The organism is Streptococcus sp. FDAARGOS_520, assembly GCF_003812685.1.
Taxonomy (GTDB): Bacteria; Bacillota; Bacilli; order Lactobacillales; family Streptococcaceae; genus Streptococcus; species Streptococcus agalactiae.
This window is the reverse complement of record NZ_CP033810.1, coordinates 1827963-1850813: the sequence shown is the minus strand read 5'-3', so window position 1 is coordinate 1850813 and position 22851 is coordinate 1827963. Positions and strand designations below refer to the sequence as shown.

General features: G+C 35.8%; 22 protein-coding genes and 1 riboswitch. Of the genes, 1 reads left to right on the top strand and 21 read right to left on the bottom strand.

Translation table 11 applies throughout. The features are described from left to right. Positions 1 to 119 precede the first annotated feature (119 nt). From EGX96_RS09875 to EGX96_RS09780, 20 genes are all read right to left on the bottom strand, one after another. Positions 120 to 977, bottom strand: a complete 858-nt coding sequence (locus tag EGX96_RS09875) for a DNA/RNA non-specific endonuclease (protein WP_000163020.1) — start codon at positions 975 to 977, stop codon at positions 120 to 122. Between the two features lie 74 nt (positions 978 to 1051). Then, a complete protein-coding gene (locus EGX96_RS09870; protein ID WP_000168511.1) occupies positions 1052 to 1243 on the bottom strand; it encodes a DNA-directed RNA polymerase subunit beta in 192 nt (63 codons plus the stop codon). A 1-nt stretch (position 1244) separates the two neighbouring features. Further along, entirely contained in the window at positions 1245 to 2516 is a 1272-nt protein-coding gene (gene murA / locus EGX96_RS09865; protein WP_000357877.1) for a UDP-N-acetylglucosamine 1-carboxyvinyltransferase, read from the bottom strand. 62 nt (positions 2517 to 2578) lie between these two features. Next, positions 2579 to 2809, bottom strand: coding sequence for a DUF1146 family protein (locus tag EGX96_RS09860; protein ID WP_000602601.1), 231 nt, complete (start codon positions 2807 to 2809; stop codon positions 2579 to 2581). 64 nt (positions 2810 to 2873) lie between these two features. Then, the gene (locus EGX96_RS09855; protein ID WP_000068054.1) at positions 2874 to 3287 is read right to left on the bottom strand and encodes a F0F1 ATP synthase subunit epsilon; all 414 of its coding nucleotides are present in this window, start codon (positions 3285 to 3287) and stop codon (positions 2874 to 2876) included. A gap of 12 nt (positions 3288 to 3299) precedes the next feature. Then, positions 3300 to 4706, bottom strand: a complete 1407-nt coding sequence (gene atpD, locus EGX96_RS09850) for a F0F1 ATP synthase subunit beta (protein ID WP_000094375.1) — start codon at positions 4704 to 4706, stop codon at positions 3300 to 3302. A gap of 73 nt (positions 4707 to 4779) precedes the next feature. Beyond that, a complete protein-coding gene (locus EGX96_RS09845; protein ID WP_000919085.1) occupies positions 4780 to 5661 on the bottom strand; it encodes a F0F1 ATP synthase subunit gamma in 882 nt (293 codons plus the stop codon). Between the two features lie 15 nt (positions 5662 to 5676). Further along, a complete protein-coding gene (gene atpA, locus EGX96_RS09840; protein WP_000996613.1) occupies positions 5677 to 7182 on the bottom strand; it encodes a F0F1 ATP synthase subunit alpha in 1506 nt (501 codons plus the stop codon). 15 nt (positions 7183 to 7197) lie between these two features. Beyond that, positions 7198 to 7734 (bottom strand): F0F1 ATP synthase subunit delta, encoded by a 537-nt coding sequence (locus EGX96_RS09835; protein ID WP_001036760.1) that lies wholly within the window; start codon positions 7732 to 7734, stop codon positions 7198 to 7200. Further along, entirely contained in the window at positions 7734 to 8231 is a 498-nt protein-coding gene (atpF, locus tag EGX96_RS09830; protein WP_000025478.1) for a F0F1 ATP synthase subunit B, read from the bottom strand. The genes EGX96_RS09835 and atpF overlap by 1 nt, the downstream gene beginning before the upstream one ends. Before the next feature lie 17 nt (positions 8232 to 8248). After that, the gene (gene atpB / locus EGX96_RS09825; protein WP_000446421.1) at positions 8249 to 8965 is read right to left on the bottom strand and encodes a F0F1 ATP synthase subunit A; all 717 of its coding nucleotides are present in this window, start codon (positions 8963 to 8965) and stop codon (positions 8249 to 8251) included. Between the two features lie 32 nt (positions 8966 to 8997). Further along, on the bottom strand, positions 8998 to 9198 hold the full coding sequence (locus EGX96_RS09820) for a F0F1 ATP synthase subunit C (protein ID WP_001046538.1): 201 nt from the start codon (positions 9196 to 9198) through the stop codon (positions 8998 to 9000). Between the two features lie 331 nt (positions 9199 to 9529). Next, the gene (gene glgA / locus EGX96_RS09815; RefSeq protein ID WP_000699858.1) at positions 9530 to 10960 is read right to left on the bottom strand and encodes a glycogen synthase GlgA; all 1431 of its coding nucleotides are present in this window, start codon (positions 10958 to 10960) and stop codon (positions 9530 to 9532) included. Beyond that, positions 10957 to 12090, bottom strand: coding sequence for a glucose-1-phosphate adenylyltransferase subunit GlgD (gene glgD / locus EGX96_RS09810; RefSeq protein WP_000687087.1), 1134 nt, complete (start codon positions 12088 to 12090; stop codon positions 10957 to 10959). Before glgD ends, glgA begins: the two co-directional genes overlap by 4 nt. Further along, positions 12080 to 13219 (bottom strand): glucose-1-phosphate adenylyltransferase, encoded by a 1140-nt coding sequence (locus EGX96_RS09805; protein ID WP_000787291.1) that lies wholly within the window; start codon positions 13217 to 13219, stop codon positions 12080 to 12082. The genes glgD and EGX96_RS09805 overlap by 11 nt, the downstream gene beginning before the upstream one ends. A 41-nt stretch (positions 13220 to 13260) precedes the next feature. Further along, a complete protein-coding gene (gene glgB / locus EGX96_RS09800; RefSeq protein WP_000066082.1) occupies positions 13261 to 15129 on the bottom strand; it encodes a 1,4-alpha-glucan branching protein GlgB in 1869 nt (622 codons plus the stop codon). A 205-nt stretch (positions 15130 to 15334) separates the two neighbouring features. Continuing rightward, positions 15335 to 17635, bottom strand: coding sequence for a type I pullulanase (pulA, locus tag EGX96_RS09795; protein WP_000370747.1), 2301 nt, complete (start codon positions 17633 to 17635; stop codon positions 15335 to 15337). 3 nt (positions 17636 to 17638) lie between these two features. Next, on the bottom strand, positions 17639 to 18658 hold the full coding sequence (locus tag EGX96_RS09790) for a diacylglycerol kinase family lipid kinase (protein ID WP_000744293.1): 1020 nt from the start codon (positions 18656 to 18658) through the stop codon (positions 17639 to 17641). An 11-nt stretch (positions 18659 to 18669) separates the two neighbouring features. Further along, a complete protein-coding gene (gene ligA, locus EGX96_RS09785; RefSeq protein ID WP_001873525.1) occupies positions 18670 to 20628 on the bottom strand; it encodes an NAD-dependent DNA ligase LigA in 1959 nt (652 codons plus the stop codon). 139 nt (positions 20629 to 20767) lie between these two features. Then, positions 20768 to 21277, bottom strand: a complete 510-nt coding sequence (locus tag EGX96_RS09780) for a QueT transporter family protein (protein ID WP_001091613.1) — start codon at positions 21275 to 21277, stop codon at positions 20768 to 20770. Then, a riboswitch (PreQ1 riboswitch) is annotated at positions 21275 to 21388 on the bottom strand. It overlaps the preceding gene by 3 nt. A 70-nt stretch (positions 21389 to 21458) precedes the next feature. On the opposite strand from EGX96_RS09780, the gene EGX96_RS09775 reads away from it, so the two are divergent. Further along, positions 21459 to 21914 carry a GtrA family protein gene (locus tag EGX96_RS09775; RefSeq protein WP_000239850.1) on the top strand — a complete coding sequence of 152 codons (456 nt, stop codon included), beginning with the start codon at positions 21459 to 21461 and terminating at the stop codon, positions 21912 to 21914. A gap of 16 nt (positions 21915 to 21930) precedes the next feature. Here the strand turns inward: EGX96_RS09775 and EGX96_RS09770 are convergent, their stop codons facing one another. Then, entirely contained in the window at positions 21931 to 22851 is a 921-nt protein-coding gene (locus tag EGX96_RS09770; RefSeq protein ID WP_000768440.1) for a YihY/virulence factor BrkB family protein, read from the bottom strand.

Here is a 22851-nt window from a genome sequence, read left to right as displayed (position 1 = left end):
CAGTCACGGCTGAACTCCCTAAGCAGCTTCCCTTGGTTTACTAGTCTCACAGACCTCTATTCAATTAAAGACTATTTTATCAAATTTTTCAGTCTTTAACAAGCACTATTAGATAAAGATTACTTTGTCTGCTTCACTTTTCCTGTTGCATAATCAAATAATAATCCCGATTGTACATTAGGAATAAAAACGTTAAATTCTAAACTTCCATCTGAAGATTTAGCCTCAATATGTGATCCCGAAGATAAAAGATTATCTCTGTCATAAATTAAAGTCACACGATACCTAACAGTTTTATGACGATCCAATGCTTTACGAACTAAAGTTTCATAATAATTTTGCCCTGTTGATTGGTTGCTATTAGCTTGGTTTGCCCAAGCTGCTTGTGTGGCAATATTTTTAGGATTACTTGTGGAGGCATCAAATCCTCTTAAACTCCCTACTAAAGCATAACCAATTAAATGGCCTCTGTCCACAGCGTGGTTATAGCTCCCTTTTAATCCATTTATCTGATGCCATCCAGCTGGTTTCCAATAAGTTCTACCATTCCCTGTTTCTTCTCGATTTCGATATTGACGAGTTGCTTTTGTTAATAAGGCATTTGCTTTAGTCGGAACAATTTGGTTATTAACCTTCTTTATTTCATTAATAGCATATGGTGCACTTGACACTTTAGCATTCAAATCTGTTTTATTTTGATTAATGATAAAAGCACCTGACTGGTTCCAAGCTATATTTGTTCCCAATTGTTTTTTAACATTGCTAGTCAAAACAGATTCAGATAACTCTCTACTAGGAGTTCCTGATACATTTTTAAGGGAAGTATTTTTGCCAGATTCATTACTAATAATTAAATCTGTCACCTGTTTTAAAATGTGATCATTAGGCAAAGATTTGCTTTCACCTAACCCTATTGCCAGTAATGAAAAAAGCAAAGTTACAATCGAAGCTGTTATTTGTTTTTGTTTTTTTGTCATTGTATTATTCTACTGCTAAAATTAACTCTCAAAGGAAACCACTATAAGCATCAAATAACTTATAGTGGCTCTTTCTATTTTCCTAAAAATTTTCCAATAATATTTTGCCATTTATCCAGCGATAAAATAGAGTAAGCATGCTCTCCGTCACCAAAAACACTATAACCCAACATCAATCCAACCGCTAAAAACAGCAAGGCTAATAGTATGACTAATACTATTAGACCGATTTGTTTTAATACATATTTCCAACCACTAGATGCCATATTACGCCTCACTTACACGTTTAATATTAGCACCAAGAGCCGCTAATTTTTCATGGAATTGATAATAACCACGGTCTAAATGGGTTAATTGGCCAACTACTGTTTGCCCTTGCGCAACCATTCCTGCCAAGATTAAAGCTGCACTAGCTCGTAAGTCAGTAGACATGACCGGTGCACCTTGTAAAGCTCTCCCACCATGAATCATTGCAGTATCTCGTAAAATTTCCGTTTGTAATCCCATGCGACGCATTTCTTCCAAATGTTGAAAACGATTTTCAAAAACTGTCTCAATCATAGTTGATTCGCCATTAACTACTGCCATTAGAGCTGTAAATTGAGCTTGCATATCAGTAGGAAATCCTGGATGAGGGAGTGTTTTCACAGTCACTGGCTTCAATTTTTTAGTATCAGCTTTTACACGAATACCATCTTCTTCCTCTGACACTTCAACACCCATCTCCATCAATTTAGAGATTAAAGGACGGTTATGTTCCCAAATAGCATCCTTTACTAGAACATTTCCAGAAGTCATAGCAGCTGCCACCATAAAGGTTCCAGCTTCAATACGATCTTGGACAACATCATGTTCTGTACCATGTAAAGCATCAACACCAATGATCGTTAATGTTTCCGTACCAGCACCCTTTACTTTAGCTCCCATTTTATTTAGTAACTGCGCAAGGTCTACAATTTCTGGTTCACGTGCAGCATTCTCTATCGTTGTTGTGCCTGAAGCAAGTGTAGCAGCCATCATTAAGTTTTGAGTGGCACCGACTGAGGGAAAATCCATGTATATATTAGCTCCCTTAAGCTTTTCAGCTTGGGCAGTAATATCACCACCATTTTGTGTAATCGTAGCTCCCATAGCTTCTAAACCTTTAAGATGAAGGTCAATTGGTCGGCTACCAATTGTACAACCGCCTGGCATTGAAACCTTAGCATGGCCATTTCTAGCTAAAATAGGTCCCAAAACAACAATAGAAGCTCTCATTTGACTAACAAATTCATAAGGTGCAACATCTAAAATATCACCTGAGGCATCCACTAAGATTTCTTTTTTATCGCAATTAAAGTCAACTTGAATATCTAAACCACGAACAACATTGTTCATTGTAAATACATCAGACAAGATAGGAACATTGGTCAACAATGTTTTCCCTTGGCTTGGTAAAATTGTGGCTGCTAAAAGAGGTAAAACTGCATTTTTAGCTCCTTCAATAACAACTTGACCTTGAAGCTGCGTTTGCCCACCTTCCACAATAATTTTATCCATTTGAATCTCCATTCTTATAACAATAGTAAGTTGATTATATCATAGTTCAGCTAATATTTCCTTTATTGGAGAGCCCAAAAGATTGATTGACACAACTGAATCACTTCCAATAAAAAATGACTAACCACATAGCCACCAACTATACTTATCAACAAAATAAAAACTTTTAATTTTGAGATGTTTTGAGGGGACATTTTAATCATTTTAGACCAGTCAAATAAATCTACAAAAAGTTGATAAAAAAGGGCAATAAAAATAAAATTACTAACTATAGTTACTATATTTAATATCATATTCATGCCTTCTATTATACACTAAAAAAGCCTAATTAGTCACAAAACTAATTAGACCATTTTTCTACTTTTTACCGACGCTAATACGGTTAATTGCGCGACGAAGAGCAACCTCAGCTCTACGCATCTCATCAATATTCTGAGTTGTTTGAGCTTTTTCTAATGCACGCTCAGCGCGTTCCTTAGCCCGTTCTGCACGGTTAAGGTCTATATCACGTGCTCGTTCTGCTGAATCCGCAACAATTGTCACCTGATCCTCATTAACTTCAATTATACCACCATTAACAGCTACCCAGTCTACACCTTCTTGATGAGAACGATTAATCTTCATCTGATGAACATTAAGGGGAGCAATCAAATTTATGTGACCTGGTAAAATTCCCATTTCACCATCTGGCGTTCTAACAGTAATGAGACTAGCGTGATGGTCATATCTAATACCATCTGGTGTTACTACTTGAACAGTCAATTGTGCCATAGCATCACCTCATTAATAGTTCATTTTTTCTGCTTTTGCGATAACATCCTCAATACCACCAACCATACGGAAGGCATCTTCTGGAATTTGATCATGTTTACCATCTAGGATTTCTTTGAATCCGCGAACAGTTTCTTCAACCGGAACATATGAACCTGGTTGACCAGTAAATGTTTCTGCAACATTGAAGTTTTGAGAAAGGAAGAATTGGATACGACGTGCACGTCCAACTAACGTTTTTTCCTCATCTGATAATTCATCCATACCTAAAATCGCAATGATATCTTGTAACTCACGGTAACGTTGAAGAACACGCTGTACTTCTGTTGCAACTTCATAGTGCTCATCTCCAACGATTTCTGGTGTGAGTGCACGAGAACTTGAAGCTAATGGGTCAACGGCTGGATAAATCCCCATTTGTGTCAATTTACGTTCAAGGTTAGTTGTTGAATCTAAGTGAGCAAAGGCTGTAGCTGGCGCAGGGTCAGTATAGTCATCTGCTGGCACATAAATAGCTTGGATTGATGTAACAGAACCTTTTTTAGTTGAAGTGATACGCTCTTGTAATTGTCCCATTTCTGTAGCAAGTGTTGGTTGATAACCAACGGCTGAAGGCATACGACCTAAAAGCGCTGACACTTCTGACCCAGCTTGTGTGAAACGGAAGATATTATCAATGAAGAGAAGCACATCTTGTCCTTCTACATCACGGAAGTACTCAGCTATTGTAAGACCAGTAAGTGCCACACGCATACGTGCTCCTGGTGGTTCATTCATTTGACCAAAGACCATAGCCGTTTTTTCAATAACGCCAGATTCTTTCATTTCCCAATAAAGGTCATTCCCTTCACGAGTACGTTCTCCTACACCAGTAAATACTGAAATACCACCATGTTCTTGGGCGATGTTGTGGATTAATTCTTGAATAAGAACGGTTTTACCAACACCTGCACCACCGAAAAGTCCAACTTTACCACCTTTTAAGTAAGGTGCTAATAAGTCAATAACTTTAATACCAGTTTCTAAGATTTCTGATGATGTTGATAATTCATCAAACGATGGTGCTTTTTTATGGATTGGTTGACGTTCTGCATCTTCTGCAAAAGGCTCTTCAAGGTCAATAGCATCTCCAAGAACGTTGAAGACACGACCCAAAGTATCCTTACCAACCGGCACACTAATTGCGCGACCAGTATCTAATACTTCCAAACCACGTGTAAGCCCATCAGTTGATTCCATAGCGATTGTACGAACGAGGCCGTCACCAAGTTCAAGAGCAACTTCAAGTACTACTTTTTGTGACTTATCGCCATTTTTATAGACAATCAATGCATTATTAATCTCAGGAAGTTTGTCGCCACTTGCAAATACAACGTCAACGACAGGTCCAACTACCTGAGCAATTTTGCCTGAGCTCATGTATTTCTCCTTATCATATGATACAAAGGATTTAAAATACCTTTGTTCACTATTTTTTCTATAGACTAATTAATTATTCAAGTGCATTAGCACCTGCAACAATTTCTGTAATTTCCTGTGTGATAGCTGCTTGACGAGCGCGGTTATATTGAATAGTTAAATCATTGATAACATTTTTAGCATTATCAGTTGCAGTCTGCATAGCTGTCATACCAGCCGCATGCTCTGCTGTTTTAGCATCAATAATAGCTCCATAAATCAAACTCTCAGTATATTGAGGCAATAATTGCTCCAATATAACTTCACGGTTTGGCTCAAGTTCAAAACCAGTAATCACTCTATCCTCAGAAGCCTCTTCTGCATCCAATTCTTTGATAGGAAGCATTTGTTGCATTCTGACTTGGCTAGTTAAACTGTTAACATGGTGATTGTAGCAAACATATAATTCATCGAACAACTCATTTTTGTACATTTCAACTGCTTGAGCAATAATTTTACCAACTTGATCAAAACTTGGTTGGTCCTCTAAACCACGTAATTCGAAAGAAACATTCATTCCACGTGCTTTGAAAAAATCAGAACCAACACTACCAATTGAAATGATGGCATAATCATCATTCTCAGTATGATAGTCAGTTATAGTGTCCATCATCGCTTTTAAGATTTTTGAATTGTAACCACCAACTAAACCCTTATCAGAAGTAATAACAATATAACCTGTTTTCTTCACCGGACGTGAAGATAACATAGGGTTATCTGATCCAGATACTAAGTCTGACTTTAAGAGGTTAGTAGTAATTTGACGAATTTTAGAGGCATACACTTGAAAATCTCTAGCAGCTTGTTCAGATTTAACCAACTTAGCAGATGAGACCATCTGCATCGCACTAGTAATCTTACTTGTTTTTTCTGTAGAGAGAATCTTGTCTTTAATTTCACTAAGAGAGCCTGCCATATTAGAACCCTCCTATTATTTAAATTGTGATTGATCTTTAAATGCTTGAATAGCAGCATCTAATTCTGCTTCTTCTGGTAAATCTTTTGTTGTGCGGATTGTTTCGAAGAGATTATCATAATGAGCATCAAAGTAATCATACAAAGCTTCTTCAAAAGCTAAAATATCATTTACAGGTACATCATCAAGGAATCCATGTGTTAGAGCATATAAAATCACAACTTGTTTCTCAACTGGTAATGGTTTGTGTAATGGTTGTTTTAACACTTCCACTGTGCGACGACCACGATTTAGTTTTGCTTGTGTTGCTGCATCAAGGTCTGAACCAAATTGAGTGAATGCCTCAAGTTCGCGATAAGAAGCAAGATCTAGACGAAGCGTACCTGCAACTCTCTTCATCGCTTTAATTTGCGCTGCACCACCAACACGAGATACTGATGAACCTGCATCAATCGCTGGACGAATACCTGAGTTAAAGAGATTTTCTTGCAAGAAAATTTGGCCGTCAGTAATTGAAATAACGTTTGTAGCAATATATGCTGAGATATCACCTGCTTGTGTTTCAATGAACGGAAGCGCTGTAATCGAACCTCCACCTAAAGCATCTGATACTTTAGCTGAACGTTCCAAAAGACGACTATGAAGGTAGAAAACATCCCCTGGGTAAGCTTCGCGACCTGGAGGACGGCGAAGAAGAAGCGAAAGTTCACGATAAGCTACGGCTTGTTTTGATAAATCATCATAAACAATCAAAACGTGTTTCCCGTTATACATGAATTCCTCAGCCATTGCTACTCCTGCATATGGAGCAATGAAAAGTAATGGAGATGGTTGTGATGCTGAAGCTGTCACAACGATTGTATAATCAAGGGCACCGTATTTACGCAAAGTTTCAACTTGTGTACGTACTGTAGACTCTTTTTGACCGATAGCCACATAGATACAGATCATATCTTGACCTTTTTGATTCAAGATTGCATCAATCGCTACAGACGTCTTACCAGTTTGGCGGTCACCGATAATCAATTCGCGTTGACCACGTCCGATAGGAACCAAAGCATCAATCGCTTTGAGACCTGTTTGAAGAGGCTCAAAAACTGATTTACGTTGCATAACACCAGGTGCTGGTGTTTCAACTGGGCGTGTTGCTGTCGTCTCAATTTCACCTAGTCCATCAACTGGTTGACCAAGCGGATTGACGACACGTCCAATCATAGCTTCCCCTACTGGTACTTCCATAATTTTACCAGTACGTTTTACCACATCACCTTCACGAATTTCTGAGAAATCACCCAAAATAATGATACCCACGTCATTAGACTCAAGGTTTTGAGCCATACCGTACGCACCATTTGAAAATTCAAGAAGTTCTCCACTCATAGCATTATCTAGCCCACGAGCACGAGCAATACCATCACCGATATATGTAACAATACCAGTTTCTGTGACGTCAAAATTTGGCTGGAAGTCTTCAATTTGCTTTTTAATTAAAGCGCTAATTTCTTGTGCATTAATTGCCAAAAGTCACACCACTTTCTATTTTAATTTCATTTTAAATTGATGTAATTGATTACGAACACTTGCATCAATTACTTTATTGTTTGCATTGACAACAAATCCACCAACAATAGATGGGTCAATGTGCTCAACTAACTGTCCATTTGGTAAAGCTAATTTAGTTTTAGCAATATCAAAAAGACGTTCTTTTTGTTCTGGAGACAAAGCAACTGCAGTTGTAATTTGAATTGGATATTGACCATTCACTTTGATAAGTTCCTGATCAACTGATTTCAAAATAGGATATAGAAGTGCTTCACGTTCATTTTGTACAATAACCTCAAGGAAATTAACAAGATAAGTTGAACATGATGTTTGCAATGTCTTCACAAAATGTTGTTTTTCATCATGTGAAACGGCAAGACTTGACAGGACACCCTCAAGCTCGCTTGTTTCAAAAATATCAATTAAAGCTGCTACTTCTTGTTGGATTTTTTCAACAATTTTATGTTCAATGGCAACTTCAACAAGGCTTTTTGAATATTGCTCAATTAGAGCCTGCGTCTTTTTATTCATTAGGCATCTCCTAGCTTTTTAATATAGCTATCAATGAGATTACTCTGAGCTTCTTTATCAAGATTTGATACCATAATTTTTTCAGCTAATAAAACTGTTAAATCTGCTACTTCACCCTTAACATCTGCTAGTGCTTCTGCCTTATTTTGGGCAATATCTTGATGTGCTTTTTCTTTTAATCGATCAGCTTCAGTTTTTGCTTCTGAAATAATTTGATCACCTTTTGCAAGACCTGTCTCTTTAGCGTTATCAATGATTTGATTAGCTTCAGTTTTAGCGTTAGATAGTTCTTCCTCGCGCTTAGTTGCAAAAGCTTCAGCTTGTTGACGTGCCTGTTCAGCAGTATCAATATCATTAGCTATCTTTTGTTCACGGGCTTCAAAAATACCTGTGATTTGTTTCCATGCAAAAGTCTTAATTAAGATAAATAAGAGAAGCACAGAGCCAGATACGATAATGATATCACCAATCGTTGTACTATTAATAAGTATTGACATATTTCTCCTCTCTTTTCTTATTCTTCTTCGTCACCATGAACTTTGTGTCCAATATAACTTGAGCTCAAGATAATGAACACATACGCTTGGATGAAACCAATAAACATTGAGAATGCTGTCCAAACGATATTCAATGCAAAAGCTAGTGGACCTGTAAATGGTGATAAAACTGCAAGTTGTAAAAGTAATCCAGTGACAACTTCACCAGAAAAGATATTACCAAAAAGACGCAATGCTAATGAAGCAACATTAGTAACTTCTTCCAATAAATTCATCGGAAGCATTGCTGGTGTTGGTGATAAGAAACCTTTGAGATAACCACCAATTCCTTTTTTGCGAATACCTTCAATATGACAAATAAATGCTACTAATAATGATAATGTAATATCTACACCAAAATTAGCGGTCGGAGATGTCCAAAAATTATGCTCATGTGTTTTCAATGATGTCATCAATCCTAAGTTGTTAGCAATGAAGACAAAACTGAATAAAATAAACATCAATAAACTATAATTTTTAGTATAGTGTCCTAAATTTTGTGAGATTGTATTATTAACAAGCTCATAGACATATTCTAAGACATTCTGCTTACCTTTTGGTTTTATTGTCATCTTACGACTAGCCCAGAAGACTAAGATAAAGATAATAGTAATTGTCAAGAGAGACATAGCTAGGATGGTTAAATCAAAATCAATGCCTAAAAAAGATACGGTTGGATTACTTGTAGATTCCAATCCTCATCCCTCCTTTTTTTCTAAATTGTCGTCTATCTTACTAAGAATGTAAACGCAAATAGAACGAAGAAGGTACCTTCAATGAAGGCCACACCTGTAAACATCAATGTTTGCAGTTTGCTAAACATTTCAGGCTGACGAGCCGCTGATTTGGCAATATTTGCAACCAAAATTCCTTCACCGATTGAAACACCCATCACGGCGAAACCAAGTGCTAAAATAGCTAAATTCATAATAGAATTCTCCTTTAAAAAATATTTACTCCGTTATTTTATTCCTATTTCTTGTGCATGTCAATGAATTTCCTCATTTGATTACGTTTTCATGAAATAGTTTGAGATGGTTTACACAATCCTTTTCAAATAACAATTTTTAGTTTTTTTAGCTTTAATTTAATCCCTTATTAAGATATGACAACACTTTATTTTTGATATAGTGTCTCTTTACATTAATAATATTTTACCTTATAGGATAATAAAATCTCTATACTAAAGTGGTTTTACATAAGAAACGTTTAGCATAGAGATTCGATAAGCTTATCAACTAATCACTAAAATAGGGTGATTATTGTAGTTGCTGATACAGTTGTTCGTAAGCAACACATGCTGTATCCCATGAAAAATCTTTTGACATAGCTTGCCATTGTAACTTTTTCCACGCTTCAGGATAATCATTATAAACTTCTAATGCTAGTTTTAGAGTTTGCATTAACCAATAGCCTGAAAAATGATTAAATGAAAAACCTGTACCACTACCATCAAATTGATTGAAGGCTACCACAGTATCTTTTAATCCTCCAACTTCATGTACCAAGGGCAAGCTACCATATCTCATAGCCATCATCTGCGAGAGACCACAAGGTTCAAAAGCACTTGGCATCATGAAGATATCTGAAGCCGCATAAATCTGTTGCGCTAATCTTAAGTCAAAAGTAATATTAGCAGATAGTTTTTCAGGGTAACGACTAGCAAAATAAGAGAACGTTTCTTCAAAATGGTGATAGCCTGTTCCTAAAATAACCATTTGAATATCTTGTTGAAGCATATTGTCCAATTCAGAAGCAATAATATCAAATCCTTTTTGATCGGTAAGTCGTGAAACAATACCAATTAATGGTACATTTTTATCTTGAGGTAAGCCCAAATTTTCCTGTAAAGCCAACTTATTTTTAATTTTGCCCTCTAAGTTGCTTTTTGAAAAATGATATGGCAAAAAAGCATCTGTTTCTGGATTTAACAAATCGCTATCAATACCATTTACAATTCCAGATAATTTGCCTGCTTCCATACGCATAATTTGATCTAAACCTTTACCAAATTCTGGAGTTTTTATTTCATTTGCGTAGCTTGGTGATACCGTTGTCACTCTATCTGAGTAAAGAATTGCTGCTTTCATCCAATTAAGACAATTATTCCATCTAAGAGTTCCATCTTCATATCTCTCAGCGCCAACTCCAAATAAATCTCCTAACATTTCTGGACCAAACTGCCCTTGAAATTCAATATTGTGAATAGTAAAAACTGCTCTTATATTATTATAGGCCTGAATCCAGTGGTACTTCTCTTTCAATAAGAAAGGAATCATTGCTGTATGATAATCATGGACGTGTAAGACATCGGGAATAAAATCGATTTTCTCCATCAACTCTAAAGCAGCTAATTGGAAATAAGCAAAACGCTCCCCATCATCCCAATCACCATAGACATGACCTCTATAAAAATAATATTGATTATCAATAAAGTAGAACGTAACATTATCTTGAGAAAGTCTCTTAACTCCTACATATTGATGACGCCAGCCAACATCTGTATAGAAATACATGAGGTTTTCTATTTGGTCTCCAAATTTTTGGTCTACCATATCATAATATGGCATGACAACAGCGACATCATGACCTTTTTTACTAAGTGATTTTGGGAGTGCGCCAATCACATCTCCCAAACCACCTGTTTTAGCAAAGGGAGCACCCTCTGCCGCAACAAACATTATTTTCATTGTATAATATCCTCATTAATCTCTGAAAATTTAGGAATCACTAACGGTTTATCTAAACTACCTTTCAATGTAACTCCGGATGCAACCTTAACGCATTTGTCAATAATAGTATTTTCAATGGTTGCCCCTTCTCCGATTTTTACTTTTGGAAAGATAATACTATTGACTACTCGAGTCCCTTTTTCAAGGAGACAATTTCTAGAAACGATAGAATGGTCTAAATAACCTTTAATAATACTTCCAGAGGCTAGTTGCGAATTAGAGACATTTGATTGTTTATCAAAATAAGTAGCTTCCTCATTTTTCACCTTAGTATAAACTTTTTGGTTTGAAAAGAAGAGCGAATAAAATTTATTTGGTGTTAACATGTCCATGTTAGCATCATAATAGGATTTAATAGAAGAAATGTTTGACAAATAACCAGTGTATTCAAAAGCCAAAGCATTACTTTCAACAATTAAATCACGAAGTAAGAAGCGGAGTTTACGTGGTTCATTATTTTGAGCTTCCTCTTCCATTTTTTCGATTAACCAAGGTGTATCGATAACATAAATCTCAGCAGACATTTTTTGGTTATCGTCATTATCTACAGCTTTACCTAGACTCACTACATGATCAGATTCATCAATGGTCAAGACTTGATTAGCCTCTGCAATAGCTGATCTCGGCATTTTTTTATAAACCACGGTGGCTTGCGCACCATTTGCATTATGCAAGTGGATTACTTGACTTAAGTCAATATTACAAAGCATATCACAACTCATATATATCGTCTGGTCGCTACCCGAACGCCTCAAGTAAGTTAAAATTTGATCGTAATAATCCCCATTGACTGTACGAGTATCATCGTCTGTATCATAGAATCCTAAAGAATAGTGACTCAACAGTGTACCTAAGCCCCACTCACGACCACTTCTAATATGGTCAAAAACAGAGCGAACATTATTCCCACGAAAAATACCATAAATACTTCTAACGCCTGCATTAGCTAAAGAGGATAATTGAAAATCAATTAAACGATACTTACCATCAAAAGGTAGAGAAGCAAGCGGACGATTATCCGTCAAACTGTGCATATCTGGGTAACTAACAGTATTTCCTAAAATCGCAGTATATTTATCAATCTTCATTTGGAACCCCCGCTACTTCTTTATAACCAATAACTTCTACTTCTTTACTTCCATCAATCACAACACCATCACCAATAACAGCATCCTCACCGATAATAGCTCGATTTATCTTTGCACCTTCACCGATAGTCGCGCCACTCATAACAAAGGAGTCTTTAATAATAGCATTTGGTTTTACCTGGACATTAGTTGATGAAATGGAGTGCTCAACATTTCCTGCAACAAAGCATCCATCTACAACTAAAGAATCTTTAACATTTGCATCTTCTGTCATGAAATTAGGTGGTGCAATCAAATTTTTAGAATAGATTTTCCATGAACGATCACGACTATGTAATTTGTTATCTTCTCCAATATATTCCATATTAGCTTCCCAAAGGGATTCAATAGTACCAACATCTTTCCAATACCCATCAAAATTATAGGTATAAACACGTTCACCCGATTCAAGGTATGCTGGTATAACATTTTTACCAAAGTCTGACATGTCTATGCCGTTCTTTTCACCATCAATTAAAACTGTCCGTAATCTCTTCCAGTCAAAAATGTATATTCCCATTGAAGCCTTTGTTGACTTAGGATGTTCAGGTTTTTCTTCAAATTCGACAATACGGTCGTTTGAATCAGTATTCATAATTCCAAAACGGCTTGCTTCTTTTAAAGGAACATCTAAAACAGCGACTGTTAGGCTTGCTAAATTATCTTTATGCGTCTGTAGCATGTCATCATAGTTCATTTTATAGATGTGGTCCCCAGAGAGAATGAGTACATATTCTGGATTAATACGATCAATGTAGTCAATATTTTGATAGATAGCGTGGCTGGTACCTTGAAACCAGCGATTACCTTCTGTTGCAGAATATGGCTGTAATACAGTTACTCCCGAATCGATACCATCTAGTCCCCAGCTAGATCCGTTTCCAATATGAGTATTGAGTTCCAGCGGTTGATACTGAGTAATAACTCCAACATTATTAATACCTGAATTCGCACAATTTGAAAGCGCAAAGTCAATAATACGGTAACGACCTCCAAATTGAACAGCAGGTTTCGCAATGCTCTGAGTCAATTTTCCGAGTCGAGTGCCTTGTCCTCCGGCGAGAATGAGTGCTAACATTTCATTTTTCATATTATTCTTTCCTTTCAAAATGAGGTTACTAAATTGCAGACTTATTTACGAAGCCGACGTTTTATTCTCCAAACACTTGCCCCAAGGGCTGGTAATGTAAAACTTAAAGTATGATCATAATCTTTCCATGTAGCCACTTGTGTTTTCGTTACAGGATTGTGGTTTTTCCAAACACCTCCAAACTCTTCCATTTCAGTATTTAAAACTTCTTCATAAATACCCGCTTGCGGAACACCAATAGTAAAGTTAGGGCGTTCTACAGGAGTCATATTAAAGACACAAAGTAACAAATCGCCTTTATCATCTTTTCGTATAAAAGATAAAACAGTTTCAGATTTATTATCCGCATCAATAATTTCTAGCCCGTCAAAGGAATCATCAATACGCCATAGGCACTTATGATCTTTATAAAATTGATTCAATTGTTTAGTATAGCGTTGCATCTTTTGGTTCATATCATCATTTAAGTTTTCCCATTCTAGTTGATCATTATATTTCCATTCTAAAAATTGACCAAACTCACTTCCCATAAAGAGAAGTTTTTTCCCAGGATGACACATTTGATATGCATATAAATTACGTAAACCAGCAAATTGATTATAACGGTCACCCCACATTTTATGCATCATACTCTTTTTACCATGTACTACTTCATCATGTGAAAAAGCTAGTACAAAGTTCTCATTGAATATATACATAAAACTAAAAGTCACTAAATTAAAATCATATTGCCTATAGAGAGGATCTTCTTCATAAAAACGCAGGATATCATTCATCCAGCCCATATTCCATTTAAAGTCAAAACCCAATCCTCCAGACTCTAAGTCTTTAGTTATTGGGGTAGAAGCTGTTGACTCTTCAGCAATCATCATAACATTAGGATGACGCTCTTTAATTACTTTGTTAAGTTTCCTTAAAAAGTGATATCCTTCCAAATTACGATTATCCCCAAATTGGTTAGCTTCCCATGGTCCTTCATCATAATCGAGATATAACATATTACTAACCGCATCAACACGAATACCATCAATATGATAATGTTCAATCCAGAACAAGGCACTCGAAATCAAAAAGGATTGTACTTGATTTTTTCCTAAATCAAAGTTCAGAGCTCCCCATCGATAGTTATGCGCACGATCATGATTTTGATACTCATAAGTAGCAGTTCCATCGAAATAGGCTAAAGCATCGTCATTCTGAATAAAGTGTCCTGGAACCCAATCTACAAGAACTCCTATATTATTTTTATGACATGCTTCTACAAAGTCTTGAAATTCTTCTGGAGTACCATAGGTATGTTCAAAAGCAAAATACCCCATTAATTGATATCCCCAACTCATATCAAGCGGATGTGCCATTAAGGGCATAAATTCAACATGAGTATAATTCATCTCAACAAGGTAGGGGATTAAGTAATCTTTTAACTGAGAAAAAGTCATAGGATGTCCAAAATCATCTTTTTTCCATGAACCAGCATGAACTTCGTAAATATTAATTGGACGCTTCTGAAAACCCAGACGTTTGCGCCTTCCCATCCAAAGACCATCTTCCCACTTTTTATTTCTAAGAACTTTAATAACACTTGCAGTTCCAGGACGTCTTTCCATATAAACTGCCATAGGATCGATTTTCTCAACTACTTGACCACCTTTACGAGTAACCAAATATTTATATAAATCACCTTCGCGCGCATCCAAACTGTTAGCTTCCCAAACTCCTGCTTGATTTTTGTTCATTTGGAGAGGTCGATTTCGCCAATCTGTAAAATCTCCAATAACTTGAACATTTTCAGCATTAGGAGCCCAAACTCTGAAACAAAAGCTTCCATTTTCGCTATGTACGCCTAAATAATTCTGGAGATGAAAATTTTCACCTATTCCAAAAGTATATAACTCATCTTTATTGGACATCTACTCACCTCACAGGTCCTACTAGTCAATATAAGACAAAAATATTTCCTCAATGGTACAAAAAAAGAGGAATACATTTTCCTCATACAGACGCATCTGAAAATATTTCACCCTCTATATTTCCGAAAAATTAACTAAAATATAAGAAACTCAAATTCAAATCAAATTCCTTAATATACACAAAAATAACCTGAATGTTTTCAGGTTATTTTGTGATATCAAGGATCATTACAGAAAGCTCATCATCTAATGAATCTATCGCTTTTCCTTCTTCATGATTTGATATTATTATATCACCTATGAAAGAATTCTGCAAGCGTTTTCCTTTAATATTGAAAATTATTTTTATTTTCTTATGTTCTTCGACTGTAAAACTTATGAAACCTGAATGGTATTGAGCAGACTCTACAAAAACATGTTTGCGAATCTCTTCAAAGCTAGAATAAGAAAAGTAAGGAGAGTTTGTCTTCAAAGTAATTATTTTCCTAATAAAATTAATAGTACTCTTATGAAAGGTAACATTATCCCAGTTGACCTGATTAACTTGGTCTGGGGCATTGTAAGAATTCATAGCCCTTTCTTTATCTGCTTGAGTAAGTTGACCTTTATCACCTGTAGGATAACACTTTGTTCGAAGAAACTCCTGACCTAATTGCATGAAAGCCATCCCTTGCATCAATAGATTCATAGCACTAGCTACTTCAACTCGGTAAATATGTTGTTTCTCGTTGTCATTAGGATGTAATTCCCATAGCAAATCATTTAAGTTGTAGTTGTCATGTGCTTCAACATAATTTAAAACTTGACTAGGATCAATGTATGATACTAACTCATCACTTCCTAAAATGCCTTTTGCAACAATATCTTCTGTACTGTTTCCAGAAACTAAGCCTTTTTTAAATTCTCCGTAAATTTCCGCACCTTTGACAGCGTCTCTTACATCATCATTGAAAAAGCCAATTCCAGGCATCTGATAAGCATTATCTTTTTTAGCTTTATTTTGAGGCGTGAGACCAGCTCCCATGTCCCATCCTTCTCCATAAACCAAAATACGAGGGTCGATTTTATTTAGCTCATTTCTTATAATGTTCATCGTTTCTACATCATGTAGTCCCATCAAATCAAATCGAAAACCATCAATATTATATTCTTTCACCCAATACAAAACTGAATCAAGAATATACTTACGACACATTTCTTTTTCACTAGCTGTTTCATTACCACAGCCTGACCCATTTTGAAATGTTCCATTGTGATTCATTCGATAATAATAATCTGGAACCGTTAGTTGAAATGCAGAATCAGTTGATGAAAAAGTATGATTATAGACAACATCCATAATAACACCAATGCCTGCATCATGGTACGCTTGGATAGCAGATTTTAATTCTAAAATACGCGTTGCAGGTTCATGTGGATTACTAGAGAAGCTTGCTTCTGGAACATTGTAGTTTTCAGGATCATATCCCCAATTATAAGCATAGTGACCATCATCATCAAATGTCTGATGATGATCGAAAATTGGTTGAAGTTGGATATAGTTAACTCCTAGGTCTTGTACATAATCAAAGGTCGTTTTATCACCATGCTGATTAACCGTACCTTTTTGATGCAATCCCTTAAATTTTCCGTGATAATCTGTCTTAACTCCTGAAGTCTCAGATATCGAAAAATCACGCACATGCATTTCGTAAATGACTGCTTGATTGGGGTTTTCGAGCCGCCACTTAGCTTCTTTTCCATGACTTATTTTAAACCCTTCCGGAGTTAATGCTTCTGGAGCAATAACAATAGACCTTTTACCATTTGCAGTCGTTGCAATGGAATAAGGGTCTCTCGTAATTTTAAAGGTACGTCGTCTATAGTAGACTCGATAAGTATATGCTTGGTAATTATAGTTTCCTTCAAGTTCAGTAAACCAGACTCCATGGGTATTTTCTTTATGATTTTTATAATTGACGGCTGTCCCTCTTTTCATAGAAAGAACTTTTGATACACTTGCTGTTTCATCTGTCGAATGATATAAAATCAGTTCTACACGTTCCGCAGTAGGGGCCCATAATCTAAAAGCCGTTTTAGTTTCTGAATATTCAAAACCTAACCAACCATCAAATCCCCATTTTTTGTCAAACGCTCTACTATTGATTGCCATGTCGTAGGCATGAGGTTGGCGTCTACTATAATGATGGCTACTAACTGCTGCTTGACGAGAATAATACAGATTGTCATCCCCATCTACAATCCAAACTTCTTTACGTGCACCACCTTGAGTACAATCAATGCGATAATCTATTGTTTTATGATGCCAATTTTTATCCTTAACAATCACATAATAATGGCTTAAAAAATATGGCAAGGGATATTTTAGTATCGCAACAGCACCGAAACTGTCAAACCGTGAAAAATGAGCATCTTGACCCTCTGAGCCATCGCGCCACTGCCATAAACTTAAATTAAAGTAATTTTTCTTTCGGCTATGGTAATGTACAATGACAGTATTATCCATTCATCAATCTCCTAATCCTTCTAAATCATCTACCTCATTAGCAAACTTCTGTGCAATAGCTTCTATCGCTAGTTCATCTTTATCTAAAACTAAAGCATCATCTGAAATTTCATCAGTATTAGCAAAGAACCTAATATGATTTTTAAGGTTTGCTAGAGTAATGGGAGCATCTCCTCCATATTCTCCATCTAAGTTAATCATCATACGCTCGTCTGATAGGGGTTCGATAGTTAGATAAGACGTTTTAATATACTCTACTCGTTTATCATTAATATGTTTTCCACCTGCTAGCACCAAACGAATGAGATGCATAATCTCAATAAGATTTGCAGTTTTTACTAAAATAAGGGTAAATTTCCCATCATCCAATTTGGCATCAGGTGCAATTTGTTCAAACCCTCCTACAGAATTTGTGATGGCAACAAAAATCATTGAAGCATCACCGATAAATTCACCCTTATCGTGAGTAATTTTGACTGGTACTTTTCGAACTCGAGGTAATAATTCAACACCCTTTGCTAGATAAGCAAGATAGCCAAACGTTGTTTTCAATTGACTTGGTACACTATAAGTTAACTCTGTCAAACTACCTGCAGCTGCAATATTAATAAAATAATTGTCCTCTTGAGCTTGACCAATGTCCATCTTAACGATTTGATTTTTACCAATTAATTTAGTTGCTTCAATAGGATTACCTCGCGGTATTTTTAAGGCACGAGCAAAATCATTAGTTGTTCCAGTTGGAATAATTGCCATCTTAGGACGACGTTTCAAAGGTGCAATACCATTAACAACTTCATTAATAGTACCATCTCCACCTGCTGCAACAATCAAATCAAAACCAGCTTGAGCAGCTCTAGTAGCTTCATCTCTGGCAGAATTTTTAGTTGGTGTTGTTTGAAAGGCTGATGTTTCATACCCAAATCCTTCAAGTATATCAAGAACTTCCGCTACATTTTTTTTCATAATTTCTTGACCAGAAGTTGGGTTATAAATTAAACGCGCTTTTTTTTGTTTCTTCATTTCTTCCTCACTTAAAGGTTGAGTAACCAGTCTTCATCTTGTATTGTAATCCCTAAATCTTGAGCCTTGGTTAGTTTACTTCCTGCATCGCTTCCTGCAACAATTAAATCAGTCTTTTTAGAAACGCTACCTGTCACCTTAGCACCAAGGTTTTGTAATTTCTCTTTTGCTTCATTACGAGTCATTTTTTCAAGCTTACCGGTTAAAACGACTGTTAAACCTGAAAGTTGTGCATCTGTACTAACTCGTTTTCCTAGATAATTAAAATTAACGTTATAGGAAGTTAATTCCTCTAGTAGTTTATCTACCTCTTCTTTTTCAAAGAAGGTATGAAGTGATTTGGCAATAACCCCTCCTAGTCCATCAATTGAGGCAATACTTTCTTGACTTGCTTGACTTAGTTGCCTCAAATTACCAAATTCCTCCAATAAAAGGCGGCTCGCCTTGCTTCCCACATGACGAATACCTAGGCCAAAAAGAAGTTTTTCAGCAGAATTTTCTTTTGAAGATTGGATTGCATGATAAATCTTAGTTGCAGATTTCTCTTTAATACCATCTAAAGTTAATAAATTCTCTATACTTAAACGATAAATATCTGCAACATCTGCTATTAAATGAGCATCAAATAATTTTTCGACTAAGGATGGACCAAAACCTGTAATATTCATAGCATCTCGGCTAGCAAAATGAGCTAAACGTTCTTTGATTTGGTTGGGGCACAGCGGATTAATACAACGTAAAGCCACCTCACCTTCAAAATGAACTAATTCACTACCACAAGAAGGACATAGTTTAGGAATAAGCATGACTTCTTGCTGGTTTCGCTTACTCATAACGACATTTAAGACTGCAGGGATGATATCCCCTGCTTTGTATACAACAACAGTATCTCCAATACGGATATCTTTTTCGGCAATATAATCTACATTATGCAGAGTGGCCCTACTAACGGTTGTCCCTGCTAGTTGAACTGGAGTTAGGTTAGCTGTTGGTGTTACGACTCCTGTTCGCCCAACTGTCCAATCAACAGATAATATTTCTGCTTCCTTTTCTTCAGCAGGAAATTTATATGCAATCGCCCAACGAGGTGCCTTTACAGTGAAGCCCAGCTCTTCTTGCATTGCTAAGCTATTAACCTTAATAACAATACCATCGATATCATAAGGGAGGGAAACTCTATCTTTTTCTATAGTTTGGATAAAATCCCAAATTTTCTCCATAGACGAGCTAATTAAACGATGATGATTGACTGAAAAGCCATAGCTTTCTAGCTCTTTTAAAACATCATCTTGTGTTTCTTTTTGCGTAGGGCTAGCTTCTTGATAAAGAAAAGTTGCTAATTTACGTTTCGCAACAATTCCTGTGTTTAATTGGCGCAAGGTTCCTGCTGCTGCATTCCTAGGATTAGCAAATTCCTGCTCACCATTTGCTCGTTTTTCTATGTTAATAGCTTCAAAAGATTCTTTGGGAAGGTAGCACTCTCCGCGAACAGTAATATCTAAACTTTGGTCTAAATGTAGAGGAATATCATGAACACGCTTTAAATTTTCAGTAATATTTTCTCCAATATTGCCATCACCACGTGTTGCCCCAACCTGTAAAACACCATTTACATAAGTCAACGAGACAGATAGACCATCAATTTTCAGCTCTGCCATATAAGCAGCAGTTGGAAACTCTGCTTTAACACGTTTATCAAAGGCTATCAATTCTTCTTTTGAGAAAGCATCCTGCAATGAATACAAAGGATATTCATGTTGGTATTTTTCAAAGCCTTCTAAAACTAAACCACCCACTCGATGTGTGGGACTATTTGGCAAAATGTTTTCTGGATGTTGCTTTTCTAATTCTACTAACTCTCGATATAACTGGTCATATTGACTGTCAGAAACTGTGGGATTATCTTGTGTATAATACTCTTTTGCGTACTGATTCAACAAAGATACTAATTCATTCATACGATTTTCCATATTTCTATTTTATCACAAAGACTAAGGATATTAGTAAAAATTGGAGCATTTCTCATAAAAGTTGCAGCATTTTCTAGCTATGCTAACTATAAACCCAAACAAAAAAGCCGAGATCAATGTCTCGCGCTTTATAATATATTTATTTTGTAAAATCGACGTGTCTACTCAACTTATCCACAAGGACTGCTCCAACCAAAAGTGAAGCCAATTCACCAACAGCTGTCGTTAACCATGTTAATAATAAAGGTAATCCTGCTACAATTTTCAATTCAACTGCTACCGTAATCATTGAAGCAGCAAAGAAGAAAGAAAAGAAAAAGAATGCTTTGTTAATAAGGCCATTAAATAGATAATCTTTTTGATATTGCTTGAATAAAATGGTTCCAAGATAAACAAAAAGTAAGGTTGAACCACCACCTACAAAGACATCAATCATTCCAAAACTATAAAGATTAGAAATCATACATCCTAACGTTACCGCAAAAAGGTATTTTCGGTGGTAAAAGGCCAAGAAATTTAGCATTTCTGAAACACGGAATTGATAAGCACCATAAGCAATAGCATTAAAAGGTGGCGTTATGGTTAAAACGATATAGATAGCTGTTACAATAGCCATGTGAGCGTAATCGCGAGTTGTAAATGTGTTCATAATTTCTCCTTTAACGTTTAGATAGTTAACACTTCTAACGTTTGTAATATGCTTGATGAAAGGGAACTAAGCATCAAGGGTTGTGTAAAACAACTTACTAAGTATATCACAAACAAAAAGTAAAGCCAAGCTTATGGGAGATTTCCTCATCACTTTGAAGCATCCGTGATATAATAAAAATATGGTTAAATTAAAATCGTTACTGAAAAAAAGTATTCAAAATGAAGTCAGCTTATATTTACTGTTCGGACTATTAACATCCCTTCTTTATTTAGTTATTCGACAAGGGATTTTTAATTTCTCGCAGGACGCTCCATTCTCTGCAATAGTTGCTAACATAATAGCTATACTTTTTGCTTTTTTTACAAATGATCGATTTGTTTTTAAACAAACTAAAATTGGACAGCTTCAACGCTTACAAACATTTGTCATCGCTAGATTAGGCACATTAGGATTAGATTTGATATTAGCTGTTATTTTTGTTGATCAATTTCCTTCTATTATCGGACAATTCGTTCAGCACAATTTAAATAAAATCAACACCATTGAAAGCCTTGTATCTCAAATATTAATTATTTTACTCAACTACATCTTGAGCAAATTTGTTATTTTTAAAGACAAAAAAAGACAACTCTAACAAGAGCTGTCTTTTCTTATTTTTCTTCTTTGGATTTTTGGATAAGAGACATAATATCTCCACGCCTTGATTCAATTTTTCCTGTCGCAATTTCTTGAACGCTGGCATTCAGTATTGCACCTAAAATCATAATGTGGGCTAAGAAAATAAACCATAGCATTAAGATAAAGATAACGACCGAACCAAACGTTTTAATATCTACCATTTTCTCAACCCTATTTAAGACGTATTGGCTAATTAAATTACTAAAAAAACCAATAACAAACGTTGAAAATAATGTCCCTGGAATGACATAACGTACTTTTCTAATTCGTGCGTTAGGTAAAATAAAGTATAAAATTCCAATACCTAAAAATATAGTCAAAAATGTAACTGGTTGTGCAAGATTTAAAAGCCACGCCGTTAGAGTATCTCCCAAATCATACATGTTTACAATTATCTGTAAAACTGGTTTTGAAAAGGTTGAAAAAATTAAAACAAAAGTCAGTAAAAATAGGATGATCAGCCCAGTCCCCACACCCACTAAACGACTAATCACAAAGTCTCTGTGTTGGTCAACACCGTATGCTTTATTAATGGCTTTTTGAAGAGAGGTCAAACTTTTAGACATTGTCCAAAAAGCTGTTAATGACGCGAATCCCAAAATGCCGGTAGACGGTTTCGAAAAAGCATCTACTGCTAAGCGTGAGGCAGGTTCATAAATATTTTTCGGAAGATTTTTTTGCATAAGTGACAATAAATCCGACACATTAATATGAAAATAAGGAAAAATATTAGCAGCAATAACTAGTAATGGAAAAGCTGTCACTAATAGATAATAAGCAACTGCTATGGCTGATAAGTCCATCTCTGCACTTTGAAAATGACGCATAAAAACTTGAATGGGTCTATATTCTAGTTTAGCCAGCAAATCCTCAAAGAATTTTTTTAATTTCAT

Coding starts and splice junctions, on each gene's coding strand:
- EGX96_RS09875 (WP_000163020.1), bottom strand. CDS start 977: ATGACAAAAAAACAAAAACAAATAACAGCTTCGATTGTAACTTTGCTT.
- EGX96_RS09870 (WP_000168511.1), bottom strand. CDS start 1,243: ATGGCATCTAGTGGTTGGAAATATGTATTAAAACAAATCGGTCTAATA.
- murA (WP_000357877.1), bottom strand. CDS start 2,516: ATGGATAAAATTATTGTGGAAGGTGGGCAAACGCAGCTTCAAGGTCAA.
- EGX96_RS09860 (WP_000602601.1), bottom strand. CDS start 2,809: ATGATATTAAATATAGTAACTATAGTTAGTAATTTTATTTTTATTGCC.
- EGX96_RS09855 (WP_000068054.1), bottom strand. CDS start 3,287: ATGGCACAATTGACTGTTCAAGTAGTAACACCAGATGGTATTAGATAT.
- atpD (WP_000094375.1), bottom strand. CDS start 4,706: ATGAGCTCAGGCAAAATTGCTCAGGTAGTTGGACCTGTCGTTGACGTT.
- EGX96_RS09845 (WP_000919085.1), bottom strand. CDS start 5,661: ATGGCAGGCTCTCTTAGTGAAATTAAAGACAAGATTCTCTCTACAGAA.
- EGX96_RS09835 (WP_001036760.1), bottom strand. CDS start 7,734: ATGAATAAAAAGACGCAGGCTCTAATTGAGCAATATTCAAAAAGCCTT.
- atpF (WP_000025478.1), bottom strand. CDS start 8,231: ATGTCAATACTTATTAATAGTACAACGATTGGTGATATCATTATCGTA.
- EGX96_RS09820 (WP_001046538.1), bottom strand. CDS start 9,198: ATGAATTTAGCTATTTTAGCACTTGGTTTCGCCGTGATGGGTGTTTCA.
- glgA (WP_000699858.1), bottom strand. CDS start 10,960: ATGAAAATAATGTTTGTTGCGGCAGAGGGTGCTCCCTTTGCTAAAACA.
- glgD (WP_000687087.1), bottom strand. CDS start 12,090: ATGAAGATTGATAAATATACTGCGATTTTAGGAAATACTGTTAGTTAC.
- EGX96_RS09805 (WP_000787291.1), bottom strand. CDS start 13,219: ATGAAAAATGAAATGTTAGCACTCATTCTCGCCGGAGGACAAGGCACT.
- glgB (WP_000066082.1), bottom strand. CDS start 15,129: ATGTCCAATAAAGATGAGTTATATACTTTTGGAATAGGTGAAAATTTT.
- pulA (WP_000370747.1), bottom strand. CDS start 17,635: ATGGATAATACTGTCATTGTACATTACCATAGCCGAAAGAAAAATTAC.
- EGX96_RS09790 (WP_000744293.1), bottom strand. CDS start 18,658: ATGAAGAAACAAAAAAAAGCGCGTTTAATTTATAACCCAACTTCTGGT.
- ligA (WP_001873525.1), bottom strand. CDS start 20,628: ATGGAAAATCGTATGAATGAATTAGTATCTTTGTTGAATCAGTACGCA.
- EGX96_RS09780 (WP_001091613.1), bottom strand. CDS start 21,277: ATGAACACATTTACAACTCGCGATTACGCTCACATGGCTATTGTAACA.
- EGX96_RS09775 (WP_000239850.1), top strand. CDS start 21,459: ATGGTTAAATTAAAATCGTTACTGAAAAAAAGTATTCAAAATGAAGTC.
- EGX96_RS09770 (WP_000768440.1), bottom strand. CDS start 22,851: ATGAAATTAAAAAAATTCTTTGAGGATTTGCTGGCTAAACTAGAATAT.